The 14,482-nt window shown below is 49.0% G+C and carries 12 protein-coding genes; 10 read left to right on the top strand and 2 right to left on the bottom strand.

What is annotated here, in order from left to right:
* Positions 1 to 111 precede the first annotated feature (111 nt).
* From trxB to QU597_RS24995, 3 genes are all read left to right on the top strand, one after another.
* A complete protein-coding gene (gene trxB, locus QU597_RS25005) occupies positions 112 to 1,053 on the top strand; it encodes a thioredoxin-disulfide reductase (RefSeq protein WP_310830284.1) in 942 nt (313 codons plus the stop codon).
* 75 nt (positions 1,054 to 1,128) lie between these two features.
* A complete protein-coding gene (locus QU597_RS25000; RefSeq protein ID WP_054943465.1) occupies positions 1,129 to 1,362 on the top strand; it encodes a glutaredoxin family protein in 234 nt (77 codons plus the stop codon).
* Positions 1,363 to 1,518: 156 nt separating this feature from the next.
* Positions 1,519 to 1,959: a GNAT family N-acetyltransferase gene (locus QU597_RS24995; RefSeq protein WP_310830283.1), complete on the top strand. Its 441-nt coding sequence runs from the start codon at positions 1,519 to 1,521 to the stop codon at positions 1,957 to 1,959.
* 97 nt (positions 1,960 to 2,056) lie between these two features.
* Here QU597_RS24995 and QU597_RS24990 read toward each other — a convergent pair whose 3' ends face one another.
* Complete coding sequence (locus QU597_RS24990; RefSeq protein ID WP_310830282.1) at positions 2,057 to 2,260, bottom strand: hypothetical protein; 204 nt, start codon at positions 2,258 to 2,260, stop codon at positions 2,057 to 2,059.
* Positions 2,261 to 2,394: 134 nt separating this feature from the next.
* The gene (locus tag QU597_RS24985; RefSeq protein WP_310830281.1) at positions 2,395 to 3,555 is read right to left on the bottom strand and encodes an ROK family protein; all 1,161 of its coding nucleotides are present in this window, start codon (positions 3,553 to 3,555) and stop codon (positions 2,395 to 2,397) included.
* A gap of 347 nt (positions 3,556 to 3,902) precedes the next feature.
* Here QU597_RS24985 and xylA point away from each other — a divergent pair, with 347 nt between their 5' ends.
* The 7 genes from xylA to QU597_RS24950 all read left to right on the top strand — a co-directional run bounded on the left by xylA (position 3,903) and on the right by QU597_RS24950 (position 14,408).
* Positions 3,903 to 5,222: a xylose isomerase gene (xylA, locus tag QU597_RS24980; RefSeq protein ID WP_206102075.1), complete on the top strand. Its 1,320-nt coding sequence runs from the start codon at positions 3,903 to 3,905 to the stop codon at positions 5,220 to 5,222.
* Between the two features lie 152 nt (positions 5,223 to 5,374).
* The gene (gene xylB, locus QU597_RS24975; RefSeq protein WP_310830280.1) at positions 5,375 to 6,871 is read left to right on the top strand and encodes a xylulokinase; all 1,497 of its coding nucleotides are present in this window, start codon (positions 5,375 to 5,377) and stop codon (positions 6,869 to 6,871) included.
* Positions 6,872 to 6,965: 94 nt separating this feature from the next.
* The gene (locus tag QU597_RS24970) at positions 6,966 to 8,504 is read left to right on the top strand and encodes a response regulator transcription factor (RefSeq protein ID WP_310830279.1); all 1,539 of its coding nucleotides are present in this window, start codon (positions 6,966 to 6,968) and stop codon (positions 8,502 to 8,504) included.
* Positions 8,505 to 8,649: 145 nt separating this feature from the next.
* Positions 8,650 to 10,437, top strand: coding sequence for a sensor histidine kinase (locus QU597_RS24965; protein WP_310830278.1), 1,788 nt, complete (start codon positions 8,650 to 8,652; stop codon positions 10,435 to 10,437).
* 114 nt (positions 10,438 to 10,551) lie between these two features.
* Positions 10,552 to 11,538: an ABC transporter permease gene (locus tag QU597_RS24960; RefSeq protein WP_310830277.1), complete on the top strand. Its 987-nt coding sequence runs from the start codon at positions 10,552 to 10,554 to the stop codon at positions 11,536 to 11,538.
* A gap of 15 nt (positions 11,539 to 11,553) precedes the next feature.
* Positions 11,554 to 12,453, top strand: coding sequence for a carbohydrate ABC transporter permease (locus QU597_RS24955; protein WP_206102070.1), 900 nt, complete (start codon positions 11,554 to 11,556; stop codon positions 12,451 to 12,453).
* A 203-nt stretch (positions 12,454 to 12,656) separates the two neighbouring features.
* Positions 12,657 to 14,408, top strand: a complete 1,752-nt coding sequence (locus QU597_RS24950; protein ID WP_310830276.1) for an ABC transporter substrate-binding protein — start codon at positions 12,657 to 12,659, stop codon at positions 14,406 to 14,408.
* Positions 14,409 to 14,482 lie beyond the last annotated feature (74 nt).

Raw genomic sequence — 14,482 nt, 5'->3', positions numbered from 1 at the left:
CATATTGACATATTCCCTTGAGATGATCATAATAAGTACTACATTATAATTATTTTAATTAAGAAACTGCAGATTCGACGTCTATGCGTCCATCTCAAGGAGGATATAATCATGTATAAATCAATTATCGTCGGTACCGGACCTGCCGGGCTGACTGCTGCGATCTATCTGGCCCGGGCCAACCTGAATCCGCTGGTGATCGAAGGTCCCCAACCAGGTGGACAGCTGACAACTACAACAGAAATTGAGAATTTTCCGGGATTTCCTGAAGGGATTATGGGACCGGAGCTCATGGACAATATGCGTAAGCAGGCAGAACGCTTCGGGGCCAAATTCATTACAGGCTGGGTAAACAGTGTGGATCTTGGGGAACGCCCTTACAAGCTTGAAGTGGAGGGAATGGGAACCTTCGTGACCGATACCCTGATTATTTCCACTGGCGCAACAGCAAAATATCTCGGGATTCCCGGCGAACAGGATAATATCGGACGCGGTGTCAGCACCTGCGCCACTTGCGATGGTTTCTTCTTCCGCGGTAAGGAAATTGTCGTGGTCGGAGGCGGGGACTCTGCGCTTGAGGAAGCTGGCTTCCTGACCCGCTTTGCCTCCAAAGTAACACTGGTACACCGCCGCGAAGAGCTGCGTGGCTCGAAGATCATGCAGGATCGTGTCCGTGACAACGCTAAGGTTGCCTGGGGCCTGAACCGCACTCCGCTGGAAGTAGTCTCCGGTGACAAAGGTGTAAACGGGCTTAAGGTGCTGAATAATTTAACAGGTGAAGAAGAAATTATTGAAGCCAGCGGCGTATTTGTAGCGATTGGCCATCATCCGAACACAGCCTTCCTGGGCGGACAGATCACTACCGATGCGAATGGATATATTGTGACCAATCCGGGCACTTCCGAGACTAACATCCCTGGCGTATTCGCTTGCGGCGACGTGCAGGATACCCGTTACAGACAGGCGATCACGGCAGCCGGCAGCGGATGCATGGCAGCTATGGATGCTGAGAAATATATTGAAAGCCTGGAACATAGCGCAGTAATTCTGTAACCCCTATTTGGTGAACAAGGCACTCCGGTGCTACAATAGATTTCATTGAAAATAAACTTTAGGAGGAATCATACAATGGAAAATGTAATTGTGTACACTTCAACCAACTGTCCACATTGCCGCCAGGTAAAAAGCTTCCTGAGCGAACAGGGTGTATCCTACGAGGAACGCAACATTGAGCAGAACGACGATTTTGCACAACAGGTTTGGGATATGGGCCTAAGAGCCGTGCCTGTAACGGTTATCGGCGATTTCAAAATTGTAGGGATGAATAAAACCCAATTTACCAAAGCATTGGCGACTGTTTAATACACGACGTGCTTATATAGAGTCCTTCATTAGGCCGCTTCCTGAACGGAGGCGGTCTTTATGTTCGGATTTTTTGGAACGATAGTACTTGCACTTACCGGACACGTTATTATATATAAATAAATGGATAATGAAACAGATAGGGGGTCGTCGGCCTTGTTAATATGCTTAAGGGATTATTGGAATTATGATGCGGTGAAAGACTTGCTGGCTCTGTGCATGATGGCTGACGGCGAGGTGATCGGGCAGGAAATAAACAGCTACAACACAGAGGATTCCAAGGAATTGTTCGGCTGTTTTGTAGACGGTGAATTGGCAGGATTAGCCGGGATTATCCGGCAGAGTGAGCAAGCATTAGAAATCAGACATCTTGCGGTTCAGACGAAATGGCAGGGAAAAGGAATTGGCAGAGGAATGATTACGGAGATCAGCAGAACCGCAGGAATTGAAACGATTACTGCAGAGACTGATCATGAGGCTGTGGGCTTTTACAGGAGTACCGGATTTGCCATTACCAGCCTGGGCGAAAAATATCCCGGAGTTGAGCGCTTTGCCTGTATTCTGTCCGTAGGCGCTGCAGCACAGAGCAGAATGTAAGCTGAACGATACAGCTTACCGTATAAAAGTTAGCCGGACTTGAAAGAGGTCCGGCTATTTTTTATACAGCCAGAGTCATTGGGTTATCAGTAGATCATTATAAAGCGTGGGTAATGGACATAACCACCTGAAAAATGGCATAAACCGCTATACCGCTAAAGATAAGCATAAATCCCGATTTCTTCTTTGATTGGAACATCCGCAGCACGCCGAGGCTGATTAAAGGGGCGATAATGAGTAAAAGCAGCAGCACAGTGATGAACATCTGCGCAGAAATATCAGATGTGTCAACATAGGTCATGGGCTCACTCTCCGTTTCAGAACAAAAAGGGTGGTGTGATATATGTCACACTTACGCAACCTTATTATAATGGATTTGAAAGTGTTTTGCTGCACCTTATGCTGTTATATTTGCGGCGATTTTACGTCAATTGTTCAGAGTGTAACCCTAATATTGCCGAGAAAATGCATCACGGCCGAGAAACCGGCACCAATCATCGTTCCGCGGCTGCCCAGCTTGGAGAATGTAATCTCTAACTGCTGCTTGTGATAGGGAAGCGTACGCTCGGCTACCACTCGGCGCAGCGGCTCGCCTAGCCACGGCTCGGCTTCGGATAAGGCTCCGCCGATAACAATCAGCTCAGGGTTGAAGCTGTTAATGAGGTTGGTTACCCCGATTCCCAGATACTCTCCCATGGACGAGAAGTGGGCTAAGGCGTCCTCCTGTCCACTGCGTGCATGGCGGACGAGTTCCCGGGTTGTACGTGCGGGCAGCGTTAGCCCCGAATTATCATAGGTCTTCTCGGAAGCATACAGCTCCCAGCAGCCGCGGCTGCCGCAGCTGCAGGGCTTGCCTTCCGCCTCTATGGTCATATGGCCGGTCTCTCCTGCATATCCGCGGGCACCCTTATACAGCTCCCCGCCGATGATGATCCCCGAACCGATCCCTGACCCCGCACTGATGTAGAGCAAATGGCGGACATCGCGTGCCGCACCGAAATTCAGCTCTCCCTGTGCCCCCGCATTTGCTTCATTGTCAATCGTGACCGGGACTGAAAATGAGTTTTCCAGGATGGACCGCAGATCGATCATCTCCCAGCCAAGGTTAGGTGCAAACAGCACAACGCCGTGCTCGTCAACCATCCCCGGTACCCCTACACCAATCCCTACGATGCCATACGGGGAAGGCGGAGCCATGGCGATCAGATCGGCGATGATCCGTTTCATCTGCTCCAGTACATAAGGGAAATCATGGGCCTCCAGCCGGTAATCCAGTTCCTGCAGAATGCCGCCGCCGAGGTCGCATAGTACGGCCGTAAGCTGTTTTACCCGCAGCTCAATGCCGATTACACTTCCAGCCATCGCATTGAAATGCAGCATCAGCGGTTTGCGTCCTCCGCTGGATTCGCCGGGTCCGGCTTCAGTGACAAGCTCCTGGCCGCATAGCTCGGCAACAAGATTCGATACGGTTGCTTTGTTGAGGCCGGTCATCTCGGACACCTTGGCCCGTGAGACCGGGGAGAACATGCGGATCGTATGTAGAATAATTGATTTATTGATCTTTTTGACCAGGGCCTGGTCACCTGTAACTTTCACGAAGCACACTTCCTTTTTTGACAACGTTCTCATTGATACATGCCATTTAGTCTAGAGCGATGTCCGCCAAAAAGCAACAGGCAGAGGAGCCGGATATATAGAATGAAGCCTGGATCCTGGTCTGTAAGCTTACGAATAGGTACTGCGGCCAAGGGGTACTTTATGTTCATATAAATAGGCAGACCGGGAGGAGGAGAGAGGTTGCCTCCGGGTGTGAGGACAAACAACAGACACAAAAAAGTTTATTAAAACTTTGTTTAACCAATATACAAAGTCAGAAAGATGTGTTAAGATGATGCTGTAAACGCTTGCTTGCGGGCGAAGCATAATAGAGGAGGATTTTACAAATGGCTTATTTTGAATCAGTGAGCAAAATCTCTTACGAGGGAAGCCGTTCCACTAACCCTTACGCATTCAAATTCTACAATCCTAAAGAAATCGTAGCCGGCAAAACTATGGAAGAGCACCTGAAATTTGCAATGGCTTATTGGCATACATTAACAGCAGGCGGCGCCGATCCGTTCGGTGCTGAAACTGCAGTCCGCGCTTGGGATAAGCTGAGCACGATTGATAAGGCAAAAGCCCGTGCAGAAGCAGCATTTGAGTTCATGGAAAAAATGGACCTGCAGTACTACTGCTTCCATGACGTAGACATCGCTCCTGAAGGCGCATCTTTGCGTGAGTTCTACAGCAACATTGATACCATCGTAGACATCCTTGAACAAGGTATGAAGTCTTCCGGCAAAAAATTGCTGTGGAACACTGCCAACATGTTCACCAACCCGCGCTATATGCACGGTGCAGGCTCTACCTGCAACGCTGATGTGTATGCATACGCAGCTGCACAGGTTAAGAAAGGTCTGGAAGTTGGTAAACGTCTGGGCGCTGACAACTATGTATTCTGGGGCGGCCGTGAAGGCTATGAAACTCTGCTGAATACAGATATGGGCCTGGAGCAGGACAACATTGCCCGCCTGTTCAGCATGGCTGTAGACTATGCTAAGGAAATCGGCTTCGAAGGCCAGTTCCTGATCGAGCCTAAACCGAAAGAGCCTACTAAACACCAATACGACTTCGATGCAGCAACTACTATCGCGTTCCTGCAGAAGTACAACCTTGATAAACACTTCAAGCTGAACCTTGAAGCTAACCATGCAACCCTTGCAGGCCACACTTTCGAGCATGAGCTGCGTGTAGCACGCATCAACGGCATGCTGGGATCGCTGGATGCGAACCAGGGCGATCCGCTTCTGGGCTGGGATACCGATGAATTCCCTGCAAGCATCTACGATGCTACCCTGACCCTGTATGAAGTACTGAAGAACGACGGACTTGGCAAAGGCGGTATCAACTTCGACTCCAAAGTACGCCGTCCTTCCTTCGAGCCTGAGGACCTGTTCCTGGCACATATCTCCGGTATGGACATCTATGCTAAGGGTCTGAAGGTTGCCGCTAAGCTTATTGAAGATCGTGTATTCGACGACTTCATCGCTAAACGTTACAGCAGCTTCACTGAAGGCGTAGGTGCTGATATCGTATCCGGCAAAGCAACTTTGGCTTCGCTGGCTGATTATGCCCTCAACAATGAAACTCCGCGTCCGAACCAGTCCGGACGTCAAGAGCTGCTCAGAGCGACTTTGAACCAGTACATCCTGACAGCTGAGTAAGACTACACCGGATTTGCGGCACTGTCCGTAAATTCATGGATCACTAACGCAACGGGGGTTGCTGAAGAGAGCATTCTTCGGCAGCCCCCTTTTTTTATATGGAGAACAGGGTAATAATTAGAAGCAGCACTAATAGGAGGACTATGATAACTATGAAATATGTAATCGGTGTCGATCTCGGAACGAGCGCGGTAAAGACGGTATTGGTTGATCCGCAGGGGAAGGTAGCTTTTGAGCATTCGGCAGCGTATCCGCTTAGCAGACCGCAGCCCAACTGGAGTGAACAGAATCCGGAGGATTGGGTTAACGGAACACTCGTCAGCCTGCGCCGCCTAATTGAGACATCGGGTGTTGATCCGTCACAGGTAGACGGAATCAGCTTCTCCGGCCAAATGCACGGGCTTGTACTCGTGGACAGTGAAGGCAAGGTACTGCGTCCGGCTATTCTCTGGAATGATACCCGTACTACAGCACAGTGCCGCAAGATTGAGAAGACGCTTGGAACGAAGCTGATCGACATCGCCAGAAATAAGGCATTGGAAGGGTTTACGCTGCCTAAGATCCTCTGGGTTCAGGAGAACGAGCCGGAGGTTCTGGAGCAGGCCCATCAATTCCTGCTGCCGAAGGACTATGTACGTTTCCGGTTAACCGGTGATTACGCCATGGATTATTCAGATGCCGCCGGAACGCTGCTGCTGGACGTTGGTGCGAAGGAATGGAGTCCGGAAATCGCCGAAGCCTTCGGGTTGCCGGTTTCATTGTGTCCAAGACTGGTAGAATCCTTCGAACAGACTGGAACGCTGCTGCCGGAGATTGCGGAAGCTTCCGGACTGCTTACATCCACGAAGGTATTCGCCGGCGGAGCCGACAATGCCTGCGGCGCACTTGGTGCGGGAATTCTTGGTGAAGGACGGACGATGTGCAGTATCGGCACATCAGGTGTAGTTCTCTCCTACGAGACCAATAAGGATCTTAATCTGGAAGGCAAAGTCCATTTCTTTAACCACAGTGAGAAGGATGCCTTCTATATAATGGGTGTTACCCTGGCTGCAGGTCATAGCCTTACCTGGTTTAAAGAAACGTTTGCTGCTGATAAGAGCTTTGAGGAACTGCTGCAGGGCGTGACTTCCGTACCGGCAGGCAGCGGCGGGCTGCTGTTTACACCATATATCAGCGGCGAGCGCACTCCGCATCCGGATGCGAATATCCGCGGCAGCTTCATCGGGATGGACTCGGGGCATACGCTTTCACACTTTACCCGCTCCGTGCTGGAAGGAATTACGTTCTCGCTTCGCGAATCTATTGAAATTGTACGTGAATCCGGCAAGGAAATTACGGAGATTGTCGCGATTGGCGGCGGTGCCAAGAATGAAGCCTGGCTGCAGATGCAGGCGGATATTTTTGGTGCTTCAATTATTAAGCTGGAGAGCGAACAGGGGCCTGCGATGGGCGCCGCGATGCTGGCTGCATATGGCAGCGGCTGGTTCGCATCGCTGGGCGAATGCGCCGAAGCCTTCATCCGTCCGGCAGAAGTGTTCAAACCGAATGCGGAGCAGGTGGCGGTATATGACGGATTGTTCGCTCTTTACCAGGAAGTATACGGCCAGACCCGTGAATTGAACGACAAGCTGGCGGCATACCGTAAGTAAGCACCCGCCGGTAAGCGGAATGATGATCACTCGCGGATTCCGGAGAGGACTTAAGATCCTTTCCGGATTTTACGTTAAAGGGGGTTGAAGACTGATGATAAAAGTGCTGATTGTTGATGATGAGCCCAAGCTGCGGGAAGGGCTGCGGACCTTGATCCCCTGGGAAGAAGAAGGCTATACCGTAGTGGCAACGGCGGCGAACGGATTCGAGGCGCTTGAGAAGTTCCATACCTTTACTCCCAGGCTGGTCGTCGCCGATATCCGTATGCCGGGAATGGATGGTCTGGAGCTGATTACTGAGCTTCGTAAACAAAACGCCAATTGCCATGTGCTGATTCTTAGCGGCTATGCGGACTTCGAATATGCTAAACGGGCGATTTCCTGCCATATCGACGGATATTTGCTGAAACCGGTGGATGAGGAGGAATTGATCTCTTATCTGCAGGAGCTCCGGGTAACGATAGAACGGGAAGAGCAGTTCAGCAAGCTGCAGACGGAAGCTGAGGTAAGCCATCATGAAGCCTGGCTGCGCGGGCTGCTTCAGCCTGGCAGCGAGGATATTACCGTCCCGGAAGCTGCATCCAGGCTTGGCCTGCAGGGGGAAAGTGAGGTTATTCTGCTCCAGCTGATGCGTCCCCATAAGGGGGAGGACGGAAGGGAAGAGCGGGTCCGGAACCTGCTGGAAAGCTATTTGCCGCCGGAGAGGGCAATCTTTTTCAGTTTGCCTCCGTTTCTAGGACTTTTGCTGAAGGAGCCTCTGAAAGATGAAGCTGCCCGTACGGCACTGTGGCAGGAATTGAACAGGATTATAGCCAAAGAAGGACTGGACTTTTATGCTGCATCCGGAGGAGCGGCGGCGGAGCCGGAACAGGCTGCCGCATCTTATACTGCTGCGCGGGAGCTGCTGGAGCAGGCCTTTTTCGGACGCAGGGAGATTCTGGTCGACGGGGCAGTAGAGCAGTGGGCAGAAGCAGTAGAGGAGCCCGGGGAGCTTGCTGATTCTGAACGCGATGAAGAAATGGAGCTTCTGCTGGCGGTTGAAACAGGAAGCACAGAGGTACTGTCCCCGCTAGTGAGACAAATTATCTGCAAGCTGGTTGAGACCAGACATGATGAGGCCTATATCAAAGACAATCTGATCCGGATTGTAAGCAGTACGATTGCCCGGCTGGAGGCCGTAAATCCCGATGTTCGCACGTTGATCAGCGAGAATGCCTCTCCTGCGAGTGAAGTGTACAACAGCTATTATCTTAGTGATATCCTTAGCATGGTAGCCGATTATCTGGAACATATCGCCAAGCAGCTGAACACCGGCGGACGGGGCGACGAGATTAAGCGGATTACGGATTTGATTCAGCGCCGGTATAACGAGAACCTGAAGCTGGGAATGCTTGCTCAGATTTTTAACTATAACAGTGCTTATCTGGGCAAAATGTTCAAGAATCAGATCGGCGAGCATTTTAACACTTATCTGGACAAGGTGAGAATTGAGAAAGCCAAGCAGTTTCTCACGCAGGGCATGAAGGTATACGAGGTAGCCGAACGGGTCGGCTACATGAATGCCGATTATTTCAACGCGAAATTCCGCAAATATGTAGGTGTATCTCCAAGCGCCTTCCGCAAGGAGCAGTGAGCAGGAAGGGCTTGCTGAACATGGATTCTAGGATTATGATAGACGGGCTGTTCCCCATCTGCTGGCTGATGAGGGAACAGCCTGTTTGACATTTTTCGGGAGAATGATTTGGGATGGAGGGATTGAGATTAAGCAGCTAATAAGCATGATCAATAATATGAAGCTGAAGTATAAGCTAATGTTGTTTTACGTTGTGGTTGTCATGATTCCCGTACTGATTATCGGGATTATTCTGATTAGCTATTTCCGGAATGCAGCCCTGGACCGGGCCATTGATCAGGCGACAAATAACGTCGAGAAGATCAAAAGCCAGATGTCGGCCAAGCTCCGTGTACCTACGGATATCTCCAATCTTCTGTTTTTTGATGATAATCTGGAAACGCTTGTGAACAGGCAGTATCCGAACATCCTTGAGCTTACTAAGGCCTATATGGACTATACCGATTTTCAGGATTACATTTTACAGTACCGCGAAATCGCCAACATCCGCTTTTTTATCGACAATCCGACACTCGTCAACAACCTGTCGATTACGCCGCTGACTCCGGAGAAGGAATCTAGTTTTTGGTATAAAAAAGTTATGGAAACCAAAGGGATTTACTGGCTCTATATTGACGACAAAGAGGGTTTTATCGGTACCACTAAGGGGAGCATAAACAAACTCAGCCTGCTCCGCCAGGTAGCTTATCCGGAATACAACAAGATCGGAATTATCATGGTTCAGGTAAATCAGGATGAACTGAATAACATGCTGTCCCAGGAACCGTTCGAGACGATCATTACAGACGAGCAAGGCTATATTGTGGCTGCAAAGAATCCGAAGCTGGTCGGGACGACGCTGGACTCATTTGATATTGAAGTGGATCTGGAGCACCATTCCGGCAATGTTATCCAAACGAAAGTCAAAGGGGCCGATTCTTACGTTATCGTTGATGAGATTACCCCTGCACTCAGTATCAGCAAGCTGAAGATCATTTCCGTATTCGAAACCAAAAGTATACTCAGCGACGCGAATAAAGTAAGCATTCTCGGGCTGCTGATTATCAGCGGTGTATTGCTGGTGGCCCTTGTGATGGTCTATACGATCTCTTTGCTGACCACCAACCGGCTGCTCCGGCTTAGCCGCCAGCTGAATCAAGTAGCCTTGGGTAATCTGAGCGTTGTCTCCCGTATTGACGGTACAGATGAGATCGGGCAGCTATCGCGCCAATTTAACTATATGGTGTCGAGCATCAACCAGCTGATCAGCCAGGTCATTGAGAGCAATGAGAAGAACAGCAGGCTGGAGATCGCCCAACGGGAAATCAAATTGAAAATGATGGCCAGCCAGATTCATCCGCATTTCCTCTTTAATGCGCTGGAATCGATCCGGATGAATGCCCACCTGAAAGGTGAGAAGGAAATAGCGAATATCGTCAGGCTGCTCGGCAAGCTGATGCGTAAGAACCTCGAAGTCGGCAGAGAACGGGCTCCGCTTAAGGAAGAGATTGAAATGATCCGCTCCTATCTGGAAATCCAGAAGTTCCGTTATGAGGAAAGGCTGATGTATGAAATTGATTTTGACACCAAGGCCTCAGAGATTCTGATTCCGCCGCTGATCATTCAGCCGCTGGTGGAGAATTCGGTCGTCCACGGTCTAGAGAATAAAGAAGGGCCCGTTCATGTGAAAGTCAGTGTAAAGCTGATCGACAATGAGATCCAGGTATATGTGATTGATGACGGGGCAGGGATGTCAGAGCAGCGGCTCTCTGAACTGCGCGGGGTCATTGCCCAGGCGGAAGAAGAGCAGCGGAGCCGGATCGGCATGCGCAATGTGCATCAGAGACTGGTCTTGTATTACGGGGAACAGCATGGCCTGAATATTACAAGCGAGGAAGGTAAGGGAACAGAAATAGCCTTTTCCATCCCGCATGATAGCGATTACAAACAGTAGTTCCCCGGCTGCTGTTTCAATGTCTAATTTGTATATGATTTTACGTGAAATCTGTCGGGTATTCGCTTACATTTTGCTGAGGTATGATATGAATATAAAAACGAAGGGGGAATAATGGACGTGAAAGCGCTCACTGAAAACGGTGTTACAGCTAATGAAAGCGTAACCCCCAACCCACCTACGAAACGGAATAGTGGATTTTGGAAAAGCGTACTGCAGCAAAAGTACTTATATCTGATGTCTCTTCCATTCGTGATCTGGGTATTCGTCTTCAGCTACGTGCCCTTATGGGGATGGTTGATGGCGTTCCAAAATTATAAACCGAAGAAATCCTTTACTGAGCAGAAGTGGGTCGGATTGGATAACTTCAAAGAACTCTTCCACGATGAACGCTTCTATCTTGTTTTGAGAAACACACTCGCAATGAGCATTTTGGGTCTGATATTTGGTTTCGTTGTACCCATCCTGTTCGCGGTAATGCTCAATGAGCTGCGGGGCAATGTATTTAAAAGAACAGTTCAAACGGTTTCCTACCTGCCTCACTTTGTATCCTGGGTCGTTGTAGGCGGGATTGTCTACAAGACACTCTCGATCGACGGCGGGATTGTCAATGATCTGCTGCTCTGGCTGAATGTCATTGACGAACCGATTCAGTTCATGGCCAAGGCCAAGATGTTCTGGGGAGTTTTGACGGTCGCCGACCTTTGGAAAGAAACAGGCTGGAATGCAATTATCTATCTGGCAGCGATTACAGGCATCGACAAAGAGCTGTATGAAGCAGCCAAAGTTGACGGTGCAGGCAGAATCAAACAGATGTTTAACATTACTTTGCCGGGTATCCGAACCACCATTACTGTACTCCTGATTATGTCGATTGGCCATCTCGTTGGAATCGGTTTCGAAAAACAGTTCCAGCTCAGCAATAACATGGTAACCGATTATTCGGAAGTGCTGGATATGTATGCGCTTAAGTATGGTATACAGATAACCCGCTTCTCTTACGGTACGGCAATCAGTATGTTCACTTCGGTAGTCAGTGTAATCCTGCTGCTTGTTGCTAACGGTGTAATGAAGAAAGTTACTAAAGAAAGCATTATGTAAAGGAGGGGATCTTAAGTGGGTGGCAAAGCATTTCAAATGTCAAAAGGTGAGCGTATATTCGACATCTTTCTATACATTGCTCTTGGACTAATCATGATCGTGACGTTGTATCCCTTCCTGAACGTACTGGCGATTTCTTTTAACGAATCTACAGACACTGTTCGGGGCGGCATCTATATCTGGCCAAGAGCCTGGACGCTTGAGAATTACCAGCGTATCTTCAGTTATACCGGCCTGATACAAGGCTTCAAAATATCTGTACTCCGTACCATTACCGGTACGCTACTGGGACTCCTGAGTTCTTCCATGCTGGCCTTTACGCTCAGCCGTCCGGAGTTCAGAGCCAGAAAGTTTGTCTCTTATTTCCTGGCCCTGACAATGTATTTCTCCGGCGGTATGGTGCCAATGTACATTCTGATGAGAGACTTGAACCTGATCGGTACCTTCTGGATTTACATCCTGCCGGGTGCGGTTTCCGCCTTCAACGTCTTCGTCATCCGGTCCTTTATGGACGGGCTGCCGTTCGCTCTTCAGGAATCCGCCAAGCTGGATGGAGCCAATGACTTTGTGATTTTTTACAAGATCATCCTGCCTCTGTGTAAGCCGGTTCTGGCAACGATTGCGTTGTTCCTGGCCGTAGGACAGTGGAATGAATGGTTCAGCACTTATCTGTACAACGGCAATAAGCCGCATCTTACCACGCTCCAGTATGAGCTCATGAAGGTATTATCATCTACCAACCAGGGCAGCGGCATGGTGAATGCCAACGATATGGCGCAGCAAATGGCGCAAATCTCGCCTGAATCGATCAAGATGGCGATTACCATTGTAGTAACCGTACCTATCCTTGTAGTGTATCCGTTCCTGCAGAAGTATTTCGTAGGCGGCATGACACTCGGTGCAGTAAAAGCTTAATCCCTGCTGGTCAGGGATTGAATAAGAGGGACGTATTTCTGGCTAGCAAGTAGCCAGTCAGAAACAGCGTCCCGGCTTATTCATCAGAAATTGGAAAAACAGAATTTATTATTATGGTTATATTGCAAGCGCTAACAATGGTATATTCAGGTTTAACCTGATATGCATAGATCAATTACACAAATTATCAAGGGGGATATCAAATGAAAAGCAAGAGCATTAAAACCGCTTTTACACTTATGCTCATGAGTTCTATGCTGATCGCAGGCTGTGGCGGCAACAACAATAATAATGCAGCTGACAGCACTGCTACCAATGCACCAGCAAACACAGGCAACAATGCGGAAGCAAGTGCACCAGCAGATGAAGCTATGGATACAAGCCCGGTTACATTCACATTCTTTGGTGCGGATGCAAGTCCGAACTGGAACAAGATGCAGGATGATGTGGGTAAAGTTATTACTGAAAAGACAGGCGTAACACTGGATGCGGAATTTGACGTAGGCAGCGGCGGCGGCGACCAAAAGATTGCGATGATGGCTGCCAGCGGCGACGTGCCGGATATGATCTTTGCAAAAGGGAACCTCGGTACCCTGGTAGATGCAGGCCTGATTCTTGATCTGACCGATCTGATCGACAAGTATGCTCCGAACCTCAAGAAAATCTACGGCGAAAACATGAACCGTCTGAAATACAGCAATGATGATCAAAAAATCTATTCCATTCCTACAAACATGGGGGTTGACCAACAATCCTTCGACGCTGGCGGCGGCTTTGAAATTCAGCACCGCGTGCTGAAAGAACTGGGCTACCCGCAAGTAAAAACATTGGCAGACTATGAGAAAGTGCTGAAGGATTATGTAGCTCTGCATCCGGAAACCGATGGACAGCCTACTATTCCGCTCACACTGAATGCGGATGACTGGAAAATCATGATCACCGTTACCAACCCTGCGTTCCTGACAACAGGCGCACCGGATGATGGTGAATATTATGTAGATCCTACAACTTATGAAGCTAAGCTTCACTACAAACGCCCTGAAGAAAAAGAATATTTCCGTTGGTTGAATGGCATGTACGCTCAAGGTCTGCTTGACAAAGATACCTTCGTACAAAAAGATGACCAATACAAAGCTAAAGTGGCCAGCGGCCGCGTACTCGGTCTGATCTCCCAGGAATGGGAATACCAAGATGGTGAAAATGCTCTGAAGGCAGCAGGTAAAGACGAGTATACTTATGCTCACTTCCCTGTAACCCTGTCCGATCAGTACAAAGACCACTCCTTCCAGACTACAGGTATTGATGCTGCCGGTATTTCGATCACAACCGCTGCTAAAGATCCTGTCCGCATCATTAAATGGCTGGATTGGATGTCTTCTGAAGAAGCCCAGATCCTGAAAAACTGGGGTGTTGAAGGCAAACAGTACACTGTAAATGCTGATGGAAAACGTGAAATCCCTGCTGATATTCAAGACAGAAAATCCAATGATGCCGCTAACTTTGCAAAAGAAACTGGTATCGGCCAGTACAATATCTTTGGTGCACACTATGGTGACGGCGTGAAGGATTCCACAGGTAACTACTATACTACGAACTTCCCTGAACAAATCGTAGCTTCGTACTCCGATGCTGAAAAAGAATCACTGAAAGCTTACAACGCTACAACTTGGAAAGATCTGTTCCCTGGTGAAGATGCATTCCCTACTAAAGAATGGGGCGCTCTGTACAACATGCCGGTTCCAACTGACGGTCAATACCAGGTTATCTTCAAAAAGACTCAAGATATTATCCGCAAACGTATTCCTGAAGCCATCCTGTCCAAACCAGCAGACTTCGACAAGGTTTACGATGCTTTCCTGGCTGAGCTCGACAAAGCCGGTGCTCAAGACATGGAGAAAGAATACACTGAACTCGTGAAGAAGAGAGTATCCCTGTGGACCGGTAAAGATCTGTAAGCAGCGGTCCTCCCTCTTAAACAAAACTAATGCAACAGCAAGGACCCGACATTTGTCCGGGTCTTTTGCTGTAT

The organism is Paenibacillus pedocola, assembly GCF_031599675.1.
Taxonomy (GTDB): domain Bacteria; phylum Bacillota; class Bacilli; order Paenibacillales; family Paenibacillaceae; genus Paenibacillus_AQ; species Paenibacillus_AQ pedocola.
This window is presented reverse-complemented; position numbering and strand designations above follow the sequence as displayed.

What these genes read in the sequence shown, in the direction of transcription:
- trxB (WP_310830284.1), top strand. Translation starts at nt 112, where the DNA reads ATGTATAAATCAATTATCGTCGGTACCGGACCTGCCGGGCTGACTGCT.
- QU597_RS25000 (WP_054943465.1), top strand. Translation starts at nt 1,129, where the DNA reads ATGGAAAATGTAATTGTGTACACTTCAACCAACTGTCCACATTGCCGC.
- QU597_RS24990 (WP_310830282.1), bottom strand. Translation starts at nt 2,260, where the DNA reads ATGACCTATGTTGACACATCTGATATTTCTGCGCAGATGTTCATCACT.
- xylA (WP_206102075.1), top strand. Translation starts at nt 3,903, where the DNA reads ATGGCTTATTTTGAATCAGTGAGCAAAATCTCTTACGAGGGAAGCCGT.
- xylB (WP_310830280.1), top strand. Translation starts at nt 5,375, where the DNA reads ATGAAATATGTAATCGGTGTCGATCTCGGAACGAGCGCGGTAAAGACG.
- QU597_RS24970 (WP_310830279.1), top strand. Translation starts at nt 6,966, where the DNA reads ATGATAAAAGTGCTGATTGTTGATGATGAGCCCAAGCTGCGGGAAGGG.
- QU597_RS24965 (WP_310830278.1), top strand. Translation starts at nt 8,650, where the DNA reads ATGATCAATAATATGAAGCTGAAGTATAAGCTAATGTTGTTTTACGTT.
- QU597_RS24960 (WP_310830277.1), top strand. Translation starts at nt 10,552, where the DNA reads ATGGACGTGAAAGCGCTCACTGAAAACGGTGTTACAGCTAATGAAAGC.
- QU597_RS24950 (WP_310830276.1), top strand. Translation starts at nt 12,657, where the DNA reads ATGAAAAGCAAGAGCATTAAAACCGCTTTTACACTTATGCTCATGAGT.